A 23,035-nucleotide genomic window follows, 5' to 3' on the forward strand; every position below is an offset into this window, starting at 1 on the left:
AAAAAGATAAGGGATGCTGGCAACTTGATGCAACTTCACATCAGAGAAAAAACGGCTGCGGTGCTCGAGGCTACAGGGCAGTATCGAAAACTTGGGCGGGCAGTTGATATCTTCCTCATCACCCTGATTTTAACCAATGTCGTCGCTATCGTGTTGGAATCTGAGCGCGACTTAGCAACAGTTTACCATCACTATTTTCTAACCCTAGAGTTAGTAAGTGTGACCATCTTCGCCATCGAATACTTACTGAGATTTTGGTGCTGTGTCGATAAACTTGATTACCGCCATTTGGATATACCTAATTGGAAAAAGCGCCTAAAGTATCTGATATCACCGCTGGCGGTGATTGATCTCATCGCTATTTTACCAACCATATTAATGGCCTTTATCACTTTTGATCTGCGCTTTTTACGTGTTATTCGATTACTCAGGATCTTTAAGCTGACGCGCTACTCTCGAGCCATGCAGTTGCTGCTCGCAGCATTTAAAGAAGAGTCAAGCTCATTACTTGCTGCCTTTTTCATTATGAGTGTGGTGCTTATCATGGCCTCTTGCGGGATTTATCTTATTGAACACGATGTGCAACCGGATAAGTTTGGCTCCATTCCCAAAGCCATGTGGTGGGCGATGGCCACTCTAACCACCGTGGGCTACGGCGATGTTGTACCAATCACCCCGCTCGGGCAATTTTTTGGTGGTCTTATCACTTTACTCAGTATGGGTATGGTCGCGATCCCCACAGGCCTCTTGGCTTCAAGCTTTGCGGACCAAATGCGCAAACGTCGAGATGCGTTCAATGAGGCTGTGCTGCATGCATTAGTCGATGGCGATGTCGACAAAAGTGAAAGAGCCCATTTAGAAGCGCTTCGTATTGAGCTTGGCTTAAGCCAATTGGAAGCGAACCAAGCAATTAAACTAATGAGCAGTCAACGCGTCCATCATATGTACTGTCGCCACTGCGGTAAAAAGCTGTAGCCAAAGAGGCTACAGCGATGTTTCAAAGAGTAATTGCGCTACCTGTTCACCACTAATCGCCGAGCTGAAGCGATAGCCTTGATAATAATCAACTTGCTCAGCTTTAATTCGCTGATACTGTAGGTCGTTTTCCACCCCTTCAGCGACACATTTTAATCCCAGTCCATGCGCTAAATTTACACATGAGCGAATGATTAAATAGCTTTCAGGATCCTCAGCAATTTGTTGTACAAAGCTTTTATCTATCTTGATGACATCAATAGGCAATTGTTGCAGATAGGTCAAAGAGGCGTACCCCGTCCCAAAGTCATCCATATAGATACGACAGCCTAGTGCTTTTATTTCTTTCATCACTTTCACCGCGCTATCAACGTTAGAAAGCAATGCGGTTTCCGTTATCTCAAAAGCTACTGAGTGACCAGACACTTTACTGCGACTCAGCGCTTGTTGAATATTATCGACCAAGCTCGAGGATTCAAAATCAATGGCAGATAGATTAATAGATATATACAAATCGCGCTCAATGGTTTGCCAGTGTCTCAATTCAACCAATGCCCGAGATAACGTTTGCAGGGTAAGCTCAGTAACTACGCCTGCATGTTCAGCTGCTAGCGCATACTCCTGAGCGCAAAACTCACTATTTTCAGGCCAACGTAATAGCGCTTCAAAGCCAAGCAAGGTATCGCTTTGTACATCGACAATTGGCTGATAATGATTACTAAATTCACCATTTTTGAGTGCTCGCATAAGCGCTTGTTCGACTTCACGAGAACGTCTAACCTTGCCATTCATCTCTTCGCGGAAAAACTGATAACTAGAAATTTGTTGTACATTGACATGCTCAAGGGCCGCCTTAGCCGCTTGATTGAGCTCAAAAGCGTCGGACGCATCATCCGGGTACATTGCAATACCTATCGTTGGTTGCATCTGCACAGTATGTCCAGCAGCCTCCAAAGGTGTGCTAAATGAGTGAACTAAACACTCTACATATTGATGCACCTTTTCAGGGTTATCGAGATGCTCCATCAGCACATAAAACGACTTATCATGCCCCGTTACTAAACTGTCTAATTCTCGGAAGCAACAGCGTAGCTTTGTTGCAAGAAGTGGAAGCAGCTCGGCCACAAAGTCTGCACCATAAATATCGTATAGATTCTGTAAGCGATTGAATTTGATTACCAATAACGCAAAATGTGTCTCTTGAGCCTGCGACTGCTTGATTGCATGCTGCACTCTATCCATCAATAACGCTTTATTCGGCAACTTCGTCTGTAAATCGTAGTTAGCGAGCTGATATAGCTCTTTTTCAGTACGCTTTTGTTGGCTAATATCGGTTAGCACCACGACATAACTGTATAGTTCGCCATCACCATTTGCCACGGCACTAATCTTAATCAATACGTCTCTTTCGTCACCATTAGGCAGACTAACGACTTCCTCTGAACTCAAGTGCTGATGTACTGCCAACGCCAACGTTTGGCGTAAATACATCATCCGCTTTTGTCTCGACATCCCAAGTTTTACCGCAGTGCTTGATGACGGGATAGAGTCAAGGTTAAAGGCATTTTGCATCGCACGATTACAAGCCTGGATACGTAGTCTTTTGTCTAAGATCATAACCCAGTCACGGGTCTGCTCAAACGCAGCCCCAAATAATGCGGCACGCTCTTCAAATAAACGTTCACGCGTTAAGTTGGTATAGGTGCCAGCCACTTGTGTGGGATTACCTTCATCCCACTCGAGTACCTTGCCAAAATCCTTATACCAACGCCACTGGCCTTTGCTGTCTTTTAATCGATAAGTACAGTCGATAAACCCTTTGTTCGTTGTGACGAACTCAAGCCACTGTAAACGGAACATGGCTCTATCCGAGGGATGTATCTTTTGCAGGTAATCGTCCAAGCCGACACTCTCAAGCTCGTAGTCGAGCTCCGTAACTAATCGAGGCTGATAGATTAACGTACTACCCGCATGCCACTCCCATACGCCGGAGTTACTTCCCTCTAGCGCCATTTTCAACCTAGCTTCGCGGTCTTGTGTTTCCTTATGAGCGGCAAGAATAAGTTGCTCAACACGATACTTTCGATAGCTCCAAAGAGACAGTAGTAAGAGCGTGAGAAACACATATCCAGCAATCGCAACGGGTGAACGCCACGCGGGATAGTTTACATTAATGGTTAATTTTGCAGGCGGCGTATAATCGCCCGTTAATGGGTCTTTGGCCCACACTTTTAACGCATATTCACCGGGATTAAGTTTAGGAAATACCACACGATTTTGATTGCGGCTCAAGATCTTCTGACCACCAGATATTTGATACTCATAAATGATCCGATCCTGATAGCTAAATGCCATCGCAGAGAATGACACTTCGAGTCCAATATCGTCATGTTCAAGTTCAATGTGATCAAATTGCTTTAATCCAGCTTTTTGATTTGGCCGAGAAATTAAATCCACGCTGGTGATATTAACATGATCAAGTAATGGCTTTTTAGGCCGATTGTCATCAGGAGAAAACACCACAAACCCTTTTAACATACCATACGCAATGCGACCATCTTCCAACATCACGGAAGCACCACCATTAAATTCATTAGAAAGTATGCCATCCTCGGTGGTGAATTGTTGTAAGTGCAAATTATCCGGATCTAGACGCCAAATTCCCTTGTGAGATGACATCCAAATCATTCCTTCTTTGTCTTGGCGCATTTCATACATCAAAGTATCTATTTTATGGGCTTTTAAATCGATGTTATAAATCGGCTCATAACCGTCTAGCGTCAGACCAATCAAGCCGAATGATGATAACGACAACCACAAGATATTATTTTTATCTATGGTATAGGTGGTGATATCAACCGCTAAATGCTTATTTGCCTTTGGCGCTTTATAGATCTCAGTTAGCGTTTCCAACTGCGGATCATATTGCAGCAATACACCAGCGTAGTAGTAAAGGGGTTTAAGCGGTTCGTTTGGAAGTGGTGGGTAGAAGCCATAAGTAAGAAACGGATCGACATTTTCAAATGACTTTGTCAGATGTGTCAGCTCTGCTGTATTAATATCATAAACGAACATCCCCACGTCACTATTGACGAAATAAAACTTACCGTCAGCTAACAACTCCCCTCCTTTCACAAAGGAGGTCAGTATCTCTTTATCTTCTGGGTTATTAGCCTTGGGTCTTGTCACTTCATGAGTAATAGGGTCAAAGACAAACAATCCTTTCACGGTTGTTAGCCAAAGCTTATTGTTATACTCCGCAATCTTCCAGATAATAAACTCTGAGAGAATTTCGTCACCTAAGTAACCCTTTAGAAACTGTTTGGTCTCTCTGGTTTTTGGATTATATCGTGTTAGGCCGTCATTCGTTGCTAGCCACAAGAACTGATTAGATTCATGCATTGCCCAAACATTACTGTGAGAAAAACCCTCACCTTCAACGGTAAGATCGCTAACGTTATCAAACGCCAGCGTGCTGTCTGGTAAGTAAAATGCGCCATCTTCTTTGGTCGCAACCCAAAGCCCACCATAGTTGTCTTTGACAATATCGATAACGCTGGTATTTGATGGTAAAAAAACGCTTGTAGACAAGCGCTTATCACGAACCGCATTACCATCTTCAATCGTGTAATAAACAAGACCTTTATCGGTACCAAGTAGCAAGGTGTGTTCATCATGTCTGAGCATTTTCCATATGTTTAGCTCAGGAAGTAGCGTTTTAAACGGTACCTCTGCGTCAAAATCTTTTAGGAGTTGAGAAATATCTAGCTCGTACATCCCCTGAACCGCTCCCACGAGCAAGGTATCTTGGTCTAAAATAAATAGTGATTTAGTATTTGTTTGATAGGGATGTGCAATGGGAGCAAGGTGGTCAAGGGGTCTTAGTTTTTTCGTTGTTAAATGATATGCAAACAAGCGCTCTGAAGTGGCGATAAACAAGATGTCTTGATGTTGATAAACAGCACGTATAAAACCGCTTTCTTCATCTAGCGGTAAAGTCACTTCACTCTCAAGTTTGCCTGTATGGATATTGAGGATAGCAACATCATTGGTGCGCACAACCCACATATGGTCATCATCTTTGGTCAAAACGATATTGACCAAATTGGAATAAAACTCGTCCTCTGTGGAGGGGGGTTCTATGTACTTTCTATACTCGTCTTTCATCGGGTCGTATCGCAATAATCCCGCGATCCCCGTGGTGATCCAAATGCCACCAAGGTTGTCCTGATAAATATAATTCACTTGCACTTTATCAAGCACACCATCTGGCCCATTCACATCCAGCACTTGGTAACCGTCGTAACGGTTAAGTCCTCCTTCGGTAGAAAGCCACAAATAGCCCTGCTCATCTATGAGCAACGTATTTACGTAACTTTGTGATAATCCTTCCGCGGGAGAAAGTCGAGAAATTTGTGCAGCATTTACCAATGCAGTAAATAGGCAAATGCAAAATATAAAACACAGGCGAAACATAAAAAGCCGAGGTTGTTAACTAGACGTAATACATTGCCACGAGTTGACGATTTTGTCCAAGATAACTAGATAAGCGAGAAGCAAGTTCAGGTGGTAGCTCTCGTGAATTGCTTTGAAACCCAAGTGCGCTGTAAAAGTCATGAAGATGACAGTAAGCAAAAGTATAAATTATCTGCTGTGGCTGCTGACTACGAAACTGTGCAATCACAGCTTCAATTAGTTTCTTCGCAATGCCTTGTTTTCTATGTTGTGATGCAACATAAACGCCCACCAGCAACCAATATCCGTCTACCGGTTGCAAACGACAAGCCGCGATAATTTCATTGCTATTTTTTGCAACCCACACTTTGTCGTGTTTTGCTGCTCGCCCCCGCGCTTTGTTTGCTGCATAAAACTTATTCACAAGCGGCGTCATTACGGCTGGGAGCAATTCAATTGTCAGCATCAAGCAAGCATTAGACTCAGGTAATACTCAAACTTTTGCTTTAGCGTGTCCTGCTCAGACAACGGCCTTTGATTGATGGTGTCATAAATCGCTTCTCTACTTTTTTTGCCCCGTTTTATTTGGTAGGCCCAAAACGACGCCTCATACTCAAGTTGAATTTGGTATTTTTCTTGTCTAGGTAGTAAACACAGGTTATAGCTCATTACGCATCATTCAATTTTAAGCAAAGGAAAGCTCAAGTGTATCACAAGGCTGTCTGTCTATTGCAGCAAAATCTAGTTTTGATTAAAGCGCGATAGCGTGCCCTTTATTGTAAAAATTATGTATACTTAAATGCATGAAAATCGCTGAGTGACCCACCGAAGGAGTTGGATTGAAAACCGTATTACTGTGTTTACTAATGATTATTTCAACTGTTGCACACGCTACTAATGAACTGCCAAAAGTTATGCGCTTCAATAAACCACCGCAAACTCCACAAGCGCTCTATGTGATAGAGCTGATGGAAATGGTTTATCAATCTCTCGGAATAGAGTTACGCCTTGAGGAGTTTAATCATAAAGGCTCTTTAATTGCAGCCAACGCAGGAAACTTAGACGGACAGCTAGCTCGAGTTGCCAGTGTGGAGAATGAGTATCCAAACCTGCGCCGTATTGACTATCCCTTATTTCAGTTTAATTTACAGTTATTCACCCTATGTGCTCACTGCGAGCTTAACGAAATCAAATCATTAACGGTCCGCAGCGGCTATCCCGTCGCAACTACTTATTTGGCTGAACACCATACCACAGCCTATGTTATTGGCGTTAAAAGCGCGGTGGCACAGCTTAACTTAGTCATGCAGAAACAGGTTGAAGGCGCATTGATACTCGACTTTCACTTAAAGCCACATCTAAAGAACATAAATGAAGAAACATTGCAGATAAAAAACTTAGCCGTTGTTGAAAGTTTCCACTTTGTACATAAGCGTAACGAACAGCTAGTTCCACTTATCAAAGCAAAGTTAGAGGAGTTTGAGCGACAAGGAATAATAAAAATGCTTAAAGCTAAATATCAAATTTGAAGTTTTCCCCTTTTTGATCATCATCCATATGCTCTGATTTTGACTTTCGTTGCAGGTACCTTTTATAACGTTGCTGACACAACGAGATAACTTTACGCTCTTGCTCGTTATTCAAATTATTCCACTCAAAGCGCTCCTCGCGACTGCGATAGCAACCTTTACAATAACCGCGATTATTTACCTGACAGATCCCCTTACACGGACTTGGGATCTCGAATATCTCAATTTGTTCCATGTATGTGCTACACCACTAACCCTAACCTAAGCATACTGGCTAGGGGAAACTCTGCCAAGGTGTAATTCTGATAAGCTTGCTTGCATTCAACAACACTCAAATAACGTTCATGATCAAAATCAATCAACGTTTGAAGGCGATTTTTGCAGCTTAATTAAGAATAAAGTTTGCTTGGGAATAAGCGAAATTGAAGCAGGAATTGACTTGTCTTGAAAAAGAGCGATAACCGCTCTTTTATATCTCAAATTAAAAAGGCTAGTCACTCGCTAGCCTTTTTAAGATGAAGTGTAGGCAAACTAATTTAGTTTACCGTTACTTTCGCAAACTTACGCTTACCTACTTGATAGATTTCGCAAGAACCTTTGGTAACTTCTAATTTAGTATCCGTAACTTTGTCTTCGCCGTTAAGTTTTACTGCGCCTTGCTTGATCATGCGCATCGCCTCTGAAGTACTTGCCACTAAACCCGCTTCTTTTAGCAAGTTAGTGATAAACGTGCTTTCGCCCTCAATAGTTACGGTGACTTCAGGGATCTCATCAGGTAAGGCATTTTTTTGGAAACGCTTGATAAAGTCTTGATGTGCCGCTTCAGCGTCAGCTTCACTGTGGAATCGAGCAATCATTTCTTTTGCAAATTCAATCTTAATGTCACGAGGGTTACGGCCACCCACAACTTCTTCTTTAAGTGCAGCGATATCATCCAATGTTTTCGCACTTAGCAACTCGTAGTAACGCCACATTAAATCGTCAGAAATCGACATCACTTTACCGAACATGTCGTTTGGCGCATCAGTAATACCGATGTAGTTACCTAATGACTTAGACATTTTCTGCACACCGTCGGTGCCTTCAAGTAGCGGCATCATCAGTACTGTTTGCGGTTTTTGCCTTTCGTCTTTTTGTAGCTCACGACCCATTAATAGGTTGAAGCGCTGATCGGTACCACCCAGCTCAACATCTGCCTCTAGTGCAACCGAGTCCCAACCTTGAACCAGTGGATATAAAAATTCGTGGATTGCGATTGCTTGACCATTTGCATAACGCTTTTTAAAGTCGTCGCGCTCAAGCATACGTGCCACAGTTTGACGTGCAGCAAGCTTGATCATACCAGCTGTGCCAAGCTTTTCCATCCACTCAGAGTTGAATGCAACTGTGGTTTTGGCAGGATCAAGGATTTTGAAAACCTGTTCTTTGTATGTTTCTGCATTTGCCAGTACATCTTCACGAGTGAGTGGCTTACGAGTTACATTTTTGCCCGTTGGGTCGCCAATCATACCGGTGAAATCACCAATCAAGAAAATCACCTCATGGCCTAAGTCTTGAAAGGTTTTCATTTTATTGATTAGCACTGTGTGTCCTAAATGCAAATCAGGCGCTGTTGGATCGAAACCCGCTTTAATACGTAGTTTTTTACCTGACTTCAGCTTTTCTTTTAATTCATCCTGCAACAGAATTTCTTCTGCACCACGGCTAATCTCTGCAAATGCAGTTTCTAAATCCACTATTCTCACTCCAACAGCTATAACTTGTAATCGCTCGATTCTAGCCTATATTTATCCGAGTTTAAATGCACAAAACGCTGGTATTACGGGTTTATTACGTATATCCTGCAATATTATCTACAATAATTCTTGACAGCAGAAAAGGCGCATTATGGTTCATGTGGTTCATAAGCTCCCCAAAAAGCACAAAGTGCTCATCATCGGCTTCCTATCTGCGATGGTCGGAATTGCCCTGATCCCCTCTGAAAAAGCAACGGCTTCAAAAGACAATGACGGAAAAGCTTTAGAAGTTGGGAAACGTTACGAGTTGCCAGTAAAAATATCAGAAAAAACAGAGCAACTTACTGAATTAGATGCAGCGCCAGTCATCACGCCTGAGTCTGCCCCTAAGCAACCTGTATTTGAATTTAAAGACCACGAAGTGAAGTCTGGCGACAGCCTAGCCGTGATTTTTAAACGCGCAGGTTATTCTGCCAAAACGTTACACAATCTGGTCAATACCAACGCAGAAACCCGTAAGCTGACTAAAATCCACCCGGGAGAAGTGCTTAGCTTTGCTAGCAATGATGGTGGTGAATTAGCTCAATTAAAATACATCTTGTCAAAAACGGATACCTTATTGGTCACCCTAAACGACGAGGGTAGTTACGAAACCAAAATCGAAAGCAAAGAAATCGAAAGTCGCGAAAAATCAGCGGGTGGCGAGATCAGTTCCAGCTTCTGGAGCGCCGGTATTTCAGCGGGCCTTAGCGAACGTCAAATAATGAACTTCGCCGATATTTTTGGTTGGGATGTCGACTTTGCAAATGATATTCGTAAGGGCGACTCTTTCGCATTAGTGTTTGAGAAGCACTATGTAGACGGTGAAGAAATCGGTAATGGTAAAATTATTGCCGCAGAATTCATTAACCAAGGCGAGCGTTACAGCGCGGTTCGTCATACTGATGACGAGTTCTATACCCCTGAAGGCCGTAGCATGAAAAAAGCCTTCTTAAGAGCACCAGTTAACTTCAAATATATCAGCTCCAGCTTCAATCCGCGTCGTCTTCACCCTGTGACTGGCCGAGTATCGTCTCACAATGGTATAGACTATGCGGCACGCGTAGGCACGCCGGTGGTTTCCTCTGGTAACGGTAAAGTACTCAAGTCAGGTTACAATAAACTCAATGGTAACTATGTGTTTATTCAGCACGGTAGCAAGTATGTGACTAAGTACTTACACTTGAATAAACGTGCAGTGAAGACAGGTCAAAAAGTGAAGCAAGGACAGAAAATTGGTACTGTCGGCTCAACTGGCCGCGTGACAGGTCCTCACCTTCATTATGAGTTTTTGGTGAACGGCGTACACCGAAATCCTAAAACGGTAAAACTGCCGAAGTCTGAGCCATTACCTCAGTCTGAGCTCGCTAAGTTCAAACCCATTGCAGATGCGATGCTGGTAAAACTAGAGCGCAATAGAGAGTTAATGCTTGCAGCAGCAAATAAAGACTAAAAACTAAAAAGGTAGCCGAGGCTACCTTTTTACTATGCGAGATAAAAATGCTAGATAAAGCTTATTTTTGATTAAACAAAGCAAGTGCACTATTGCTCATCGCTCTTACTCCAGTTGCGATGGCAATAGGATAATCTGGCGCAAATTTACTAGAATGCAATGAAGGTAAAGGCTCACCGCTTTTTTGTGCTGCATCGAATACCGCTTGATTAACACCACCTAGCCAAAAAATGGTAATTGGTACATTGTCATCCGTACGGCCATATAAGCCGAAATCTTCACCAGCCATCACCGGCTGAGATTGTTCAACATTTTCTGCACCAATTTCCTGCTTAATGGCGCTAGTTACAAACTCAGCCAACTCCGGATTATTATACGTAGATGGAATGCTTTCGCTTTCATGAACGATAACCTCAGGCACAAGACTGTCCTCCAACCCTGCACTGTGTGCAATGCCTGCAGTCAGGCGTTTGATCGCCGCAATTTGTTGCTCACGTACATTGGGATTATAAGAACGTAGCGTCAATTGTAGCTTCACTTCGTTTGAAATAATGTTGTGCTTAGAACCACCGTGAATAGAGCCTACTGTGATCACCGACGGCTCTAACGGAGAGATCTCTCGTGATGTAATGGTCTGTAGCCCCAAAACAATCCGCGATGCCAGTACCACAGGGTCGATGGTAGTATGTGGATAGGCTCCATGCCCCCCTTTACCCTTGACAATGATGTCAACTGAGTCAACATTAGCCAGTGCATAACCCGGTGCGATCGCCACTTTACCGGCAGGAACAGCAGCACTTACATGCAAACCAATAACATGATCGGGTTTAGCAAATTGAGTATATAGCCCTTCCTTTAACATGGCTTTTGCGCCGCCACCCACTTCTTCAGCGGGTTGAGCAACTAACATCAATGTACCTTGCCACTTTTCCTTGTTAGCCATTAGCTGTTTTGCTGTACCGATTAAACTGGTCATATGGATGTCGTGACCACAACCGTGCATCACACCAACCAAATTCCCCGCATCATCTTTCACTTTAACTTTTGACGCGTACGACTTTCCTGTTTCTTCAATAATTGGCAAACCATCGGTATCGGCTCGGATCATCACCGTTGGACCATCACCATTTTTCAGCATGCCAACAACACCAAAGCCACCCACATTTTCAGTCACGTCATAACCAAGTCTGCGCATTTCATCCGCCAAACGCCCTGCTGTTTTTTCTTCTTTATACGAAAGCTCAGGGTTTTGATGTAAATGTAGGTACAAAGATTCAAGTTCAGGCATAGACTCTGCAACTTGTTGTTTCAAATTAGCATTCGCATGCCAAGACAAAGTGGCAATGAGACCTAATGCCAAGGGAGATAAGCGCATAAGATAGACTCCTTTTTGTTTCTTTCAGGATGCGGGTTTATTGGGGGAAAATCAATCATATTTATATTTTAATCCTTTCTATTTTACCAAGTTTTGCTACGCTTAAAGACACAACTAAAGGAATCCTCATGCCAGAGATTAATATTAATATCAGTGATTTAGAGCCAGGTATGTTTGTTGTCGGTGTGACAAAGCAGACAGGCTCAGTTGCGATTAAAACCAAGGGCTGGGTGAGAACGAAAACAAGCATTACAAAGCTACAAAAGAGTGGTGTTTTAGAGGTAACGGTTGATCCCAGTAAGCGCCTTTCAGAACACGACCCTCACGATGAACCTCCTCATGATGAAAATATAGAAGAGCCGCATAAACCAGAGCATGACCCTTGGCAAACCAAGTGTAGTGTTGACGCAGAAATGCAACACGCAGTGACACTTTACGACGAAGCAAAGGCAATTCAAAGCAAAGCGTTTGCGGATATTAAAGCAGGTAAAACGATAGAAATAGAGGCTTTTAAAGCAACAGCGAGCGGCTTTATTGACTCCGTATTTCGCAATCAAGATGCGCTTTCCTGCATTGCTCGGATCAGAGAAAAAGACGCCTATCTATTGGAGCACTCTATTAATGTTTCTATCTTAATAGCTATTTTCTGTAAGCACCTTGGCTACTCTAGAGAATTAACCGAAGAGATGACCACAGGGGCGCTACTCCATGACATTGGTAAGATAGAAATTCCCGACGATATTTTACATAAGCCTGGAAAGTTGAGCTTAGATGAATACGGCATTATGAAATCACACGCAAAATATAGCTTTGATATTTTGCTCAATGCGGGTCTTGGACGAGTTGCATGCGAAATTGCGGGTTATCACCACGAGCGCCTAGATGGCACAGGGTATCCTTATGGCAAAACCGCTGACGAACTACCACAGCATGTGAGAATGGCCGCTATTGTAGATGTGTATGACGCATTGACCGCCGAGCGCGTCTATAAAGAGGGCATGACACCAATTAAAGCTTTTAAGTTAATGCGTGAAGGCTGCCCTCACCATTTTGACGAACAACTCCTAAGCCGGTTTATTGCTTGCATTGGCGTATACCCTGTAGGCACCTTAGTAAAACTCACTAGTGGTAAGGTCGGTGTTATTGCCCAAAGTAACCCCAAAACACCTTTAAAGCCCGTCGTGAAAGTGTTTTATCACGCTAAGCACATGCATTACATTGAAGTTCAAGATATAGATTTAAGCGCGAAAAAAGCAAACGATGAGCTAGAGTCAGCGATCAAGCCTGAAGAATTCAAGCTTGATCTTATCCGGTTTTTTAAACACTCAATGCTGCCTTGATATTAAGGCAGCCAGTCCTCCATTGCTTCGAGGCTGAATTCAATACCGTCGAAATCAAAACGTGTTTGCTCTGGTGTAATTTCTACAACGGTCAAAGCACCTAGACTATCCCCCTCATATAAAGGCCTATTGTTTATTTTTATCCACCGCTCATGAGAGTCGGTAGCATAAATATGCGCTTGATAACGTAAGCTTGGAATACTATTTTGCAATTGGGCAGGCAGCAGCGCGATGGGCGTAGCTGAAGCAGAGTCCTTAGTCGTAGAAAGCACCTCAGGCTCTTCATGCGGTGCCGTTTCTTTTACCGCCTCAGCAAAGGCTTTTTTAAGTTCTTCTGATACCCCGGCAAGTTCATCATCTTGTGGTTTTGGCTTAGCACCAAATACGCGATAACCCGCATATTCACCAGCCGTTTGGATTTCTCCGGGAGATAAGTCTTGAGTAACTTGATTAGGTTGAATGGCATCCGATGTAGGGACAGGGGCTGGAACAACTGCTACAGCTTTAACAGAATCTACCGGTACCAATTGTTGTTGATATAAGGGCTTGCCTTGGTTATCAACACCAATTTGCACAGACACCCACTGGAAATGCTGCTCAGGCTCAGCAGTTTGCGCCGCTAGATTAGGATTAACAGTGTTGTTTGTCGCTGAAGTAGTGGTTGGTGTACTCACTTCTTGACTAGCAACATTAGCCTTTTTCACCTGCTGATTATTCTCCACCGCAAGATCTGTAGAAAGCTCAGCTTGCTCTTCTTTTTTCGGCTCCACTTTAGACGTTGCTGCTGGTTGCACTTCCGCGGGGGTCGTTATCTTACCAATATAATAGCCCGCCCCAAGTGAAGACAGAGACAAGAGACCCGCACCGGCATAGGTAACGAGCTTTTTATAGAAAATGAGTTGGGCGTCTTGACGTTGACTCAAATAATCCTGCTCTGCATCTGCGCCTTGTTGCGACTGTTTCATTGCACTTGTTAAATACGACATGTTTCCCTCTACACCAATTTTGCCAAGCCAAAGCCTGCAACAAATAACACACCAAGCCAAGCCGTAAACAATAATGGCACGCGATCTTTTTCTTGGCTTGTAACTGGCACTAAATTAGTGGGTAGCGCCTCTTTTGCAGCTTGAACAGCGATTGCTTTCGTTACCTGAGTTTGCGATGCCGAGTAAGCACCTAATAAACATCTGTCAGCTAATAAATTTATTAATCTTGGGATCCCAGCTGTCACTTGATGTACATAGGCTACTGCATCGTGGTGGAACAACGCTTGCTGACAACCTGCTTTTTGCAGTCGGTGCTGTATATAAGCAAACACTTGCGATTCGCTAAGTGGTAGCAAGTGATAACGCGCAGTGATCCTTTGTGCCAATTGACGTAGCTCGTTGCGCTGTAACAAATGCTGTAGCTCGGGCTGACCTACCAATACAATTTGTAGCAATTTTTTATGATCTGTTTCCAGATTAGTCAGCAGCCTAAGCTGTTCAAGCACCTCTGGTGCTAAATGCTGAGCTTCATCAATGATCAACATAGTATGACCACCACTATGATGGTTCTCTAACAATCTATGCTTAATCACATCGGTAAGCGATTTTAACGTGGCGTTGTTGCTGTCATAGTCAATTTCCAACTCATCACAAATCGTCGCAAGCAGTTCAAGCTCTGATAGTGATGGATTAAGTATAAAAGCAACCTTCGTTGATTCTGGCAGCTGAGCCAACATGCTTCGTGTTACTGTGGTTTTGCCCGTTCCCACTTCACCTGTCAGTAGCACAAAACCACCCGCGTCACCCAACCCATAGGTTAAATGTGCAAGTGCTTCCTTGTGACGTTCGCTAAGGAATAAAAACTCAGGATTTGGAGCAATCGAAAAGGGTTTTTCAGTTAACCCAAAATAGCGTAAATACACGACTTGTCTCTTTATTGTTATGATGCGCTCTATAATGGCAAAATCCGGTTCAAGATAAAACCTCGAATCGCAGAAAATGGAACATAGAAAATGAAAATCTACCTCGTCGGCGGTGCAGTTAGAGACGAACTGCTAGGACGCCCAATAAAAGAAAGAGATTATGTCGTCGTTGGCAGCACACTCGAGCAAATGAGCAAACTGGGTTATCAGCAGGTTGGTAATGATTTTCCTGTGTTTTTACATCCAACGACCAAAGATGAGCACGCACTTGCGCGCACTGAGCGTAAGAGTGGTCAAGGATATACCGGATTTATTTGCGACTTCGGCCCTGAAATCACACTGGAAGAAGATTTACTTCGCCGAGATCTTACCGTTAATGCAATTGCTAAAGATGATGATGGTTCACTTATCGACCCTTATGACGGCCAAAAAGATTTAGCAAGCAGAATTTTACGCCATGTCAGCAGTGCTTTTAGTGAAGATCCACTTAGAGTGCTGCGAGTAGCGCGCTTTGCAGCTCGCTATAAAGAATACAACTTCACCATTGCCGCTGAAACTTGGCACCTTATGCAAACCATGGTTGCTAACGGTGAATTAAAAACCTTAACCAAAGAGCGTATTTGGTTAGAAATAGAAAAGACAACCCAAGATAAAGGTTTGGGGCACTTTCTACATACCATTTGGAGGCTCAGTGCGCTTGATGATGTCACTCCATATATCCCAAAATGGGATGAAGCAGCCTATGACAAATTCCAAAGCGCACTCTCTAGACTTGAAAAAAATGATGAGTTAGATGGGTTAGCACAATTCAGCCTTGCCTGTTACTTTTCGGGTACTAGCTTGATTCAGTTAGCGCAAGCAAAACGATTCAAAGTCCCTAATATTTACATAGAAAGCAGCAAAGAGCTCATCACAAATCTCGATTTATTGAGCAAGGAAAATAAAACGCCGGATGATTGGCTTATTATATTACAAAATATTGACGCATGGCGCAGACCTGAGAAATTAGCGCGTTTTTGTTATATTTGTAGCAAGGTAAGTGATAATTTCCGCGTGCTTTGTGACAAACTTACACAGAACTTTTTAGCAACTCGCAACATAGACGTTCAAGAGATCATCGCAATGGGCTATCAGGGAAAGGCTATTCAAGAACAGCTCAAACTCAGACGCCTAAAAGCTATACAAAACTAGCCATCTACCGTGAAAAGATAGGTTGATTTTCAGCCTATCTTTAAAAGTTCCCACAAAAATGAGCTCCACAATATCAAACGCTCATTTTTAACACAGCAAATACTACATAAAAATTACAAATCCAGCTACAAATACGCTCAAAATTACCGCTAAAACTTATACCATTCCTATCAAATATAAAATTATTGTTTTCAAAACAATAACAGCATTTGTAAACACTCACTAACCGTAAATAAAAGATGACACAAAGACTCAACACAACCATATGATTAATAAGAATAAAATCAAAACAGGAACAGCAAAATCACATATTACACCTTTTATAAACACCATACACATTTAGACAAAAGCCATATTTAACAATTGTTTATGGTAAAAACGCTGCACCTATATTGCGATATCTCCTCTTTCAAATGTATGGAAAGAGTTGACCGTCGTTATAAACAAAGTAAATAAGGGTCAAAATGTTGAAGAAGTTAAATCTAGTTACCGCAGGTATCCAAGTTGCTTTAGTGGCTGGTGCCGTAAGTAGTTCAGTAGCTGTTGCAAACGAACAGACAGAAGCAAAATCAGTAGAGCGTATTCAAGTTACAGGTTCTCGAATTAAACGTGTAAACCTAACTTCGCCGACTCCAGTTACCGTTATCGGTGGTGTGGAGCTTGAAAACCAAGGCATCACAAACGTAAATGACCTTTTAGCTGAAATGCCTCAAGCAACAGTTGGCCTATCTCCAGAGAATACTACTAGCTATATCTATGCATCAGGCTTAAATACAACTGACCTACGTGGTTTAGGTTCAGAGCGTACATTGGTACTAGTTAATGGTCGTCGTTTTGTACCAGGCTCTGTTGGTGATACTGCTGTAGATTTAAACAACATCCCTACCTCTATTATTGAGCGCGTAGAAATCGCAACGGGTGGTGCAGCAGCAGTATACGGTGCTGACGCTGTGGCTGGTGTTGTAAACATCATCACGAAAAAGTCATTCGATGGTGTAGAAGTTGATGTGTCTACAGTAAAGCCTGAACAAAGCGGTGGTGAGGAATATTTCTTCTCTATTACAGGTGGCCAAGAACTAGAAAAGCTCTCTTTCATTACCTCTTTAAACTACACCAAAAATGAAAGCTACGCGAAACTAGACCGTGACTTCTTCAAGCGCGGCATGAGATCTATCTCTAACCCTGCAAATACAGGTGGTAGTGACGGTATTCCTGCTGATATCGAGTTTAATCACCCAACAGCACTTGGCTATTACTCAGAGCGTGGTGACTTCTTTGCTTGGACTGGTACAAAGACACGTGAAGCGTTTGAGAACCACCACTTCACTTTCGATGAAGACGGTACAATGCGTCCATTCGATTACGGTCTTGGTCTAATCGACGATCCAGCTCAACTTACTAATAAGCCAGTTCGTGCTGCTGGCCGTTACACGTACGACGAAGCAAACCCTGGTGATGCCATCTTCAGACATGGTTATAAAGATTATTTCCGCACACCTCTTGAGCGAATGATCGGTACTCTTTACGGTACTTATGAGCTGAATGATGAACATGCACTAACATTTGATGCGACTTATTCTAAGACAGAAGCAACGACTGAAAGTAGCCCTGCATTCTTCTCACACACAATCCGTCGCGATAGCGCATTTGTAAACGATGCCATGGGTAAAGTGATGGATGACGCAGGTCTAGACTCTGTAACACTTTATCAAGCAAACGAAAACTTATGGGGTGACCGTAAGTATAACCAAGAGCGTGAAGTGTTCCGTTCATCAATTGGTGCTGAAGGCATCATTAACGATGACTGGAGCTACAGCACATACTTCCAATTCGGTCGTATCGAACAAGACACGCTGTGGACTGGTGAAGTTTATAAAAACAACCTAGCTAATGCGATTGACTCTGTATTAATCGATGGTCAAGTTGTGTGTGCTACCCGTGATGCTGACGGTAACGTGACTGGTGCACGTGAAGGTTGTGTACCATTCAATCCAATGGGTGCAACAAGCGCAACTCAGGAACAATTAGGTTACATTTCAACGACTGCAACTCGTTTTGCAAGACACGACCAAGCAGTATTTGGTGCAACGGTTGATGGTGTATTATTTGAATTACCTGCAGGTTACGTAAGTGCAGCGTTTACAGCTGAGCACCGCCGTGAAGTTGCTAAGATCCGTCCATCTGAAAACATGGAGCAGGGCCTTATTAAAGGTAACTCAAGCCTACCTATGGATGGCGAAATCGAAGTTAAAGAATTCTCAGCAGAGGTTTCTGTACCGCTACTGATGGATGAGTTCCTAGCTACTGACCTTACTTTTGAAGGTGCATACCGTTACATGGATTACTCTGTAACAGGTGGTGACGATGCTTGGAAACTAGCACTAAACTGGGGCGTGACTGACGAACTACGTGTACGTGTAAACCGTTCTAAATCGGTACGTGCGCCAAACCTAGGTGACCTGTCTACTCCAAACTCTAAAACTTACAGCTCAGGCCGTGCAGACATTTGTCGCGCAGATTCAATTGCAGAGTTAAGCAGTGACTACAAGTACAGAGATAACATCATCAACAACTGTCAAGCTGCTGGTCTAGCTGCTGGTTGGATGCCTTCTGATGAATGGTTATCTGGTGGTAGCTTACCTGGTTACATTCAAGGTAATACTGAGCTGAAAAACGAAGTATCTAATGACTACACTATCGGTGTAATTTACACGCCTGAATTTGTTGAAGGCTTGGATCTTACTGTTGATTACTGGTCATTTGAAATTGATGGTGCAATTGAATACTTTGGTCGTGACAGTATTAAGCTTTGTTACGAAGCGTCTTCTTTAGACAACCCTTTCTGTGGTAACTTTGTACGTAATAAAGAAACTGGTGAAATTGAAAACTACTACTCGCGTCCAATTAACGCTGCACAAATCACCAAAAAAGGCATGGACTTTGAATCTGCATACAAATTTGACGCATTAAACGGTGAGTTTGCACTTAAACTAACTGCGACTTATTTGATTGAAGATAACCAAAACTCAACTGGTCGTGCGGAAGACTTCCGTAACTATATGGGTGAAACGGATGACGCACCACGCTGGAAAGGCCGTTTCAGCGCGCTATACACGCATGATGATTCTGCATACGTAGTAACAGTAAACTATCGCCACAGCACTGTTGAAGATAACGAGTGGACACCTGAAGATAACAACTTCAATGAGGTTTCTTCTTACACTACTGTAGATTTCATGTATAAAACTAACTTGGTTGAAGATCTACAACTACGTGTTGGTGTAAATAACGTATTTGATAAAGAGCCACCTCGTACACCTTATACATACGATGACGGTGAATTCTTCGATGTTAAAGGTCGTCGTCTATCACTAGGTATGAAGTATAACTTCTAATCTGCTGTAAAATTACGATCCGAAAGCCTCCTTTTTGGAGGCTTTTTTATTTAGCCCCCACCTTTTATCGTATTTTCGACGCAATTGGACAAACTTGAGTATTCACCTCTCCCCGCTTATGATTTAATACTCATGTTAATTTTTTTGTCATTAAGATTTCGTGTAGCAAGGCAGCTAGTTATCCATGAAAACAAGCAAGTTAAGTATTCGACTCCTTTGGTATATCACCCCGCTTGTGATATTACCCTTGCTGTTTCTTGGCGGATTTACGCTCACGAATGTAACTAGCTCAACGCAAAAACAAGCCAAGCTCATTGTTAGTCGTTTCGTTGAACAACAACAGCAGAAGATGTTCAATTATATTGAGATCTACCAGTCAACAACAAAACTGCTCTCAACCTCTCCAGTACTTAGTGACTTTCTTAATTCGGCCAACCTTGAAAGGATGGAAAAAACCAAGCGATTAGGTGCGCTGATGGATGTATTTGCCAGTTATAGTGAAGCCTACCCAGATATTATCAGCATCAATCTTTTATCTCCCAATGGCAGAAGCTCTGCATTTTATTCCAGTAACTTAGGCGAAGCGCCAAACCTCTACCCTTTCGCCAAACAAATCATGCAAAGTAACTTGCGCCAACATCAATTTATGGTTGCTTCAAGTGCAGGTACACAGCTGTATTTTGTCCAGCAAATCTACAGCGTAGATTACGAACTCAAGCAACCTAGACAACAAGGTTATATCGTCGTACAAGTCTCTCCTTCTCTTTTAAGTACCAGTATTCTCGAAGCACCGTACGACAATACGCTAAACCTATTAGTGAGCATTGATGGTGAAGTGTTATTCAGCTCAGATACGAACCTCATTGGCCACTACTTAAGCGCCAGTGAAATAGAAGAAATTGGCTATATTGCTGACCTTGGCCAATTAGACTCTACCGTTATTCATAGTATTGATAATGTGGAAAGGATGACCTACAGCGCGCAACTAAGCGGAGGCTACTTTTATATTTCAACGATCCCTAAGTCGCTACTTTACCGCTCTGGTAAAACTATTAGTCTGATCACAGCATTGATCGTTATTCTATCTGTCGTTACATTGCCCATTTTGATTTTTATCGTGGTCCGCAACCTGTTGCTCAACCCCATAGAATTACTGGGAGAAGCGAGCCATAGAGTCGGAGATGGTGACCTAATGGTGGCGCTACCGGAGCATAACAGTGACGAAGTTGGTATCCTTTTCCGAGATTTCAACCATATGATCGGCCAAATTCGTACCTTTCAGCGAGAGCTTGAGGATTACAAAGAGCACTTGGAAGAAAAAGTTGAAGACAGAACCAAAGAATTAGAAGAGACCAATAGCAAGCTAGAAGTTGCTATTGTAGAAGCCGAGCAGGCAAACCAGCTTAAAAGCCGCTTTTTAGCTAACATGAGTCATGAGATACGTACCCCGCTGACTGCTATTATGGGGTTTACCGAGCAGCTTATACAGCATCCTAATTCTCCGACCTCAAAACAGCACCTAGACACAATTTTAAGAAACTCTAAACACCTTTTAGAACTTATCAATAATATCTTAGACCTTTCGAAAATTGAGGCTGAAAAACTGGATGTGGAAGAATCAGAGGTCTTGGTAATGCCACTCATCAATGATATTGAATCCATCATTGAGCCGATGACGAATGAAAAACTACTGAACTTTTCCACAGAATTTATTCTACCCTTGCCTGACAAGCTTTACACCGACATCACTCGCTTAAAACAAATCTTGCTTAACATCGCAACAAACGCGGTGAAATTTACTGAGTACGGTGGCGTTCATTTAAAGGTGGAGTTTAGACCAGAATCTGAAAAGTTTATCTTTAGCATCAAAGACACCGGAATTGGCATGTCACAAAATGAGCTAGAACGCGCATTTAAGCCTTTTGAGCAAGCCGACACAACAACAACTCGACGCTTCGGTGGCACAGGGCTTGGCCTTTGTATTTCAAAGAATTTAGCACAACTGCTTGGTGGTGACGTGCATGTTCAAAGCCAACAAGGCACGGGAAGCTTATTTTCTGTTGAGGTCTCTGGTAATTTCAAAGAGCGCTCGTACTCTTGGCTAAACGCACTTGAGCGACCAAAACAACCAGATAACAGTAAAACCCATATTGCGGCGGTAAAAGAGCTTGATGCCAAAGTGCTTGTTGCGGAAGACAACCCCGATAACCAAGAGCTTATTACGCTGCTACTGTCTAACTGGGGCATAGTTCCTGATATTGCTAATAACGGTGCTGAAGCGGTTGAGATGGCGCTGGTTGAAGACTATCAACTGATATTAATGGATATGCAAATGCCAGTCATGGGTGGTGAAGAAGCAACGCAAATGCTCAGACATGCCGCCTATGATGGACCAATCATCGCGCTTACCGCCAACGTAATGAAACACGACATAGACAACCATATTAAAGCAGGGTGTGATGCTACTCTTGGCAAGCCGATAGATAAAGAATTGCTAGGTAAATTGCTACTAGAGTACCTTGAACTTCAAAATGACAAATCCTCTTCATGGGATGCCTTATTAAAAACCGAAAAGTTCTTACAAATAAGTCGTAATTATGTCGAAAAGCTACCGTCACAGCTAGTTGAGCTGCAAAAGCTTTACGATAAACAAGAATGGGAATCTTTAAGGGCACTGGCACATAGTATCAAAGGCAGCGCGGGTTGCTTTGGCTTTATGAATATTCATGAAGCCGCAGGGGAACTAGAAACCAGTTTGCAAAAAACACAAAACAGTAATCGCCATTACTATTTGCTTAAGCTCACTGAGGCTATGCGCTATACCCTATCAATAGACCAGCCAACGGATAATAGTCACTTAGGCTAATGGTAAAGCCATGAGCATTGCATCTTCATGGCCATGAGTGCTTGGGTAGTAGTTTTTTCTCAAGCCCATTTCGACAAAACCATAGCGATGATATAACGCGATTGCTGCAGTGTTTGACGCTCTAACTTCAAGGAAGATATTTTCTGCTTGCAAACTCTCCGCTTGCGCTAACAAATCTTCCATTAATGGCTTCGCGCAGCCCTTACCTTGATAATTAGGACGAATACAAATATCCATCAAGGTTAAATCTGGGCCCGCACGCTCTGCAACGTAAAAGCCCACCAGCGTATTACCATCAACAATAGCCGTATTAAAGTAACGACCATGAAGGCAAGACTGCATGGTTTTCTCACTCCAAGGAAAAGCATGACAGGCTTGTTCTACATGCATAATCTCATTAAGTGGAAATTGTAGTAAACCACCTTGCTTAACTTGCATCTTGTTGACTCCAGATTAATTGCCACAACTCACGCTTTTGAGCCGTACTTAGTTGTGCACTTGGTAAACTTAATTGGTTATTCTCAAGTGAAATCGTGTTACCCATGATAACCTCAATTTTTCTACCCATGACCAATTCAAAGTCCTGCAACAAAACAGTCGGTAAAGCTATTTGCTGAAGCTCATTCGCAGCAGTAGCAACGACAGCGTTAGGATCAAGATGTGCAAATGTAGAATTTAGCTTTAGCGGTACAATATCAAGAATATCTGCGTAAATCGGATTCATAGCTAAGCAGTTTAATTTTTTAAGGGAGTTTACTTTGAAAATATGCGA

General features: G+C 42.7%; 17 protein-coding genes. 7 read left to right on the forward strand and 10 right to left on the reverse strand.

The features are described from left to right. Positions 1–27 precede the first annotated feature (27 nt). A complete protein-coding gene (locus PPIS_RS11040) occupies positions 28–975 on the forward strand; it encodes an ion transporter (protein WP_010374674.1) in 948 nt (315 codons plus the stop codon). Positions 976–984: 9 nt separating this feature from the next. On the opposite strand, the gene PPIS_RS11045 is transcribed toward PPIS_RS11040, so the two are convergent. From PPIS_RS11045 to PPIS_RS11055, 3 genes are read right to left on the reverse strand one after another with little or no spacing between them, the layout of a single operon-like run. Then, entirely contained in the window at positions 985–5,451 is a 4,467-nt protein-coding gene (locus PPIS_RS11045) for an EAL domain-containing protein (protein WP_026345587.1), read from the reverse strand. 19 nt (positions 5,452–5,470) lie between these two features. Then, positions 5,471–5,896, reverse strand: a complete 426-nt coding sequence (locus tag PPIS_RS11050; protein WP_010374669.1) for a GNAT family N-acetyltransferase — start codon at positions 5,894–5,896, stop codon at positions 5,471–5,473. Further along, positions 5,896–6,099 carry a DUF3283 family protein gene (locus tag PPIS_RS11055; protein WP_010374667.1) on the reverse strand — a complete coding sequence of 68 codons (204 nt, stop codon included), beginning with the start codon at positions 6,097–6,099 and terminating at the stop codon, positions 5,896–5,898. The genes PPIS_RS11050 and PPIS_RS11055 overlap by 1 nt, the downstream gene beginning before the upstream one ends. Positions 6,100–6,269: 170 nt before the next feature. Here PPIS_RS11055 and PPIS_RS11060 point away from each other — a divergent pair, with 170 nt between their 5' ends. Further along, complete coding sequence (locus PPIS_RS11060; protein ID WP_010374665.1) at positions 6,270–6,959, forward strand: type 2 periplasmic-binding domain-containing protein; 690 nt, start codon at positions 6,270–6,272, stop codon at positions 6,957–6,959. On the opposite strand, the gene PPIS_RS11065 is transcribed toward PPIS_RS11060, so the two are convergent. Both PPIS_RS11065 and tyrS read right to left on the reverse strand, forming a co-directional pair. Continuing rightward, positions 6,943–7,194: a DUF1289 domain-containing protein gene (locus PPIS_RS11065; RefSeq protein ID WP_010374663.1), complete on the reverse strand. Its 252-nt coding sequence runs from the start codon at positions 7,192–7,194 to the stop codon at positions 6,943–6,945. The two genes, PPIS_RS11060 and PPIS_RS11065, sit on opposite strands and share 17 nt — an antisense overlap. 301 nt (positions 7,195–7,495) lie before the next feature. Next, positions 7,496–8,695, reverse strand: coding sequence for a tyrosine--tRNA ligase (gene tyrS / locus PPIS_RS11070; RefSeq protein ID WP_010374661.1), 1,200 nt, complete (start codon positions 8,693–8,695; stop codon positions 7,496–7,498). 151 nt (positions 8,696–8,846) lie between these two features. On the opposite strand from tyrS, the gene PPIS_RS11075 reads away from it, so the two are divergent. After that, positions 8,847–10,187, forward strand: a complete 1,341-nt coding sequence (locus PPIS_RS11075; RefSeq protein WP_010374659.1) for a peptidoglycan DD-metalloendopeptidase family protein — start codon at positions 8,847–8,849, stop codon at positions 10,185–10,187. Between the two features lie 61 nt (positions 10,188–10,248). On the opposite strand, the gene PPIS_RS11080 is transcribed toward PPIS_RS11075, so the two are convergent. Next, complete coding sequence (locus PPIS_RS11080; RefSeq protein WP_010374657.1) at positions 10,249–11,562, reverse strand: M20 metallopeptidase family protein; 1,314 nt, start codon at positions 11,560–11,562, stop codon at positions 10,249–10,251. 128 nt (positions 11,563–11,690) lie between these two features. Here PPIS_RS11080 and PPIS_RS11085 point away from each other — a divergent pair, with 128 nt between their 5' ends. Then, a complete protein-coding gene (locus PPIS_RS11085) occupies positions 11,691–12,902 on the forward strand; it encodes a cyclic di-GMP phosphodiesterase (RefSeq protein ID WP_010374655.1) in 1,212 nt (403 codons plus the stop codon). A gap of 2 nt (positions 12,903–12,904) precedes the next feature. Here the strand turns inward: PPIS_RS11085 and PPIS_RS11090 are convergent, their stop codons facing one another. Both PPIS_RS11090 and PPIS_RS11095 read right to left on the reverse strand, forming a co-directional pair. After that, positions 12,905–13,888, reverse strand: coding sequence for a general secretion pathway protein GspB (locus tag PPIS_RS11090; RefSeq protein WP_010374653.1), 984 nt, complete (start codon positions 13,886–13,888; stop codon positions 12,905–12,907). 8 nt (positions 13,889–13,896) lie between these two features. Then, positions 13,897–14,811: an ExeA family protein gene (locus tag PPIS_RS11095; RefSeq protein WP_010374651.1), complete on the reverse strand. Its 915-nt coding sequence runs from the start codon at positions 14,809–14,811 to the stop codon at positions 13,897–13,899. Between the two features lie 90 nt (positions 14,812–14,901). Between PPIS_RS11095 and PPIS_RS11100 the strand changes: the two genes are divergently transcribed. From PPIS_RS11100 to PPIS_RS11110, 3 genes are all read left to right on the forward strand, one after another. Beyond that, entirely contained in the window at positions 14,902–16,002 is a 1,101-nt protein-coding gene (locus tag PPIS_RS11100; protein ID WP_010374649.1) for a tRNA nucleotidyltransferase, read from the forward strand. Between the two features lie 464 nt (positions 16,003–16,466). Then, positions 16,467–19,397: a TonB-dependent receptor domain-containing protein gene (locus PPIS_RS11105; protein WP_010374647.1), complete on the forward strand. Its 2,931-nt coding sequence runs from the start codon at positions 16,467–16,469 to the stop codon at positions 19,395–19,397. Positions 19,398–19,581: 184 nt separating this feature from the next. Then, entirely contained in the window at positions 19,582–22,263 is a 2,682-nt protein-coding gene (locus PPIS_RS11110; protein ID WP_010374646.1) for an ATP-binding protein, read from the forward strand. Here PPIS_RS11110 and rimI read toward each other — a convergent pair. Further along, complete coding sequence (gene rimI / locus PPIS_RS11115; protein ID WP_010374645.1) at positions 22,255–22,701, reverse strand: ribosomal protein S18-alanine N-acetyltransferase; 447 nt, start codon at positions 22,699–22,701, stop codon at positions 22,255–22,257. The genes PPIS_RS11110 and rimI overlap by 9 nt on opposite strands. Beyond that, entirely contained in the window at positions 22,691–22,987 is a 297-nt protein-coding gene (locus PPIS_RS11120) for a hypothetical protein (RefSeq protein ID WP_010374644.1), read from the reverse strand. Before PPIS_RS11120 ends, rimI begins: the two co-directional genes overlap by 11 nt. Positions 22,988–23,035: the final 48 nt, after the last annotated feature.

This window comes from Pseudoalteromonas piscicida, from assembly GCF_000238315.3.
In the GTDB taxonomy this organism is placed as follows: Bacteria; Pseudomonadota; Gammaproteobacteria; order Enterobacterales; family Alteromonadaceae; genus Pseudoalteromonas; species Pseudoalteromonas piscicida.

Bases quoted from the DNA above. Each gene is read 5' to 3' on its own strand.
- PPIS_RS11065 (WP_010374663.1), bottom strand. From the start codon at position 7,194: ATGGAACAAATTGAGATATTCGAGATCCCAAGTCCGTGTAAGGGGATC.
- PPIS_RS11090 (WP_010374653.1), bottom strand. From the start codon at position 13,888: ATGTCGTATTTAACAAGTGCAATGAAACAGTCGCAACAAGGCGCAGAT.
- PPIS_RS11045 (WP_026345587.1), bottom strand. From the start codon at position 5,451: ATGTTTCGCCTGTGTTTTATATTTTGCATTTGCCTATTTACTGCATTG.
- PPIS_RS11105 (WP_010374647.1), top strand. From the start codon at position 16,467: ATGTTGAAGAAGTTAAATCTAGTTACCGCAGGTATCCAAGTTGCTTTA.
- rimI (WP_010374645.1), bottom strand. From the start codon at position 22,701: ATGCAAGTTAAGCAAGGTGGTTTACTACAATTTCCACTTAATGAGATT.
- PPIS_RS11110 (WP_010374646.1), top strand. From the start codon at position 19,582: ATGAAAACAAGCAAGTTAAGTATTCGACTCCTTTGGTATATCACCCCG.
- PPIS_RS11100 (WP_010374649.1), top strand. From the start codon at position 14,902: ATGAAAATCTACCTCGTCGGCGGTGCAGTTAGAGACGAACTGCTAGGA.
- PPIS_RS11085 (WP_010374655.1), top strand. From the start codon at position 11,691: ATGCCAGAGATTAATATTAATATCAGTGATTTAGAGCCAGGTATGTTT.
- PPIS_RS11080 (WP_010374657.1), bottom strand. From the start codon at position 11,562: ATGCGCTTATCTCCCTTGGCATTAGGTCTCATTGCCACTTTGTCTTGG.
- PPIS_RS11050 (WP_010374669.1), bottom strand. From the start codon at position 5,896: ATGCTGACAATTGAATTGCTCCCAGCCGTAATGACGCCGCTTGTGAAT.
- PPIS_RS11040 (WP_010374674.1), top strand. From the start codon at position 28: ATGCAACTTCACATCAGAGAAAAAACGGCTGCGGTGCTCGAGGCTACA.
- PPIS_RS11055 (WP_010374667.1), bottom strand. From the start codon at position 6,099: ATGAGCTATAACCTGTGTTTACTACCTAGACAAGAAAAATACCAAATT.
- PPIS_RS11075 (WP_010374659.1), top strand. From the start codon at position 8,847: ATGGTTCATGTGGTTCATAAGCTCCCCAAAAAGCACAAAGTGCTCATC.
- PPIS_RS11120 (WP_010374644.1), bottom strand. From the start codon at position 22,987: ATGAATCCGATTTACGCAGATATTCTTGATATTGTACCGCTAAAGCTA.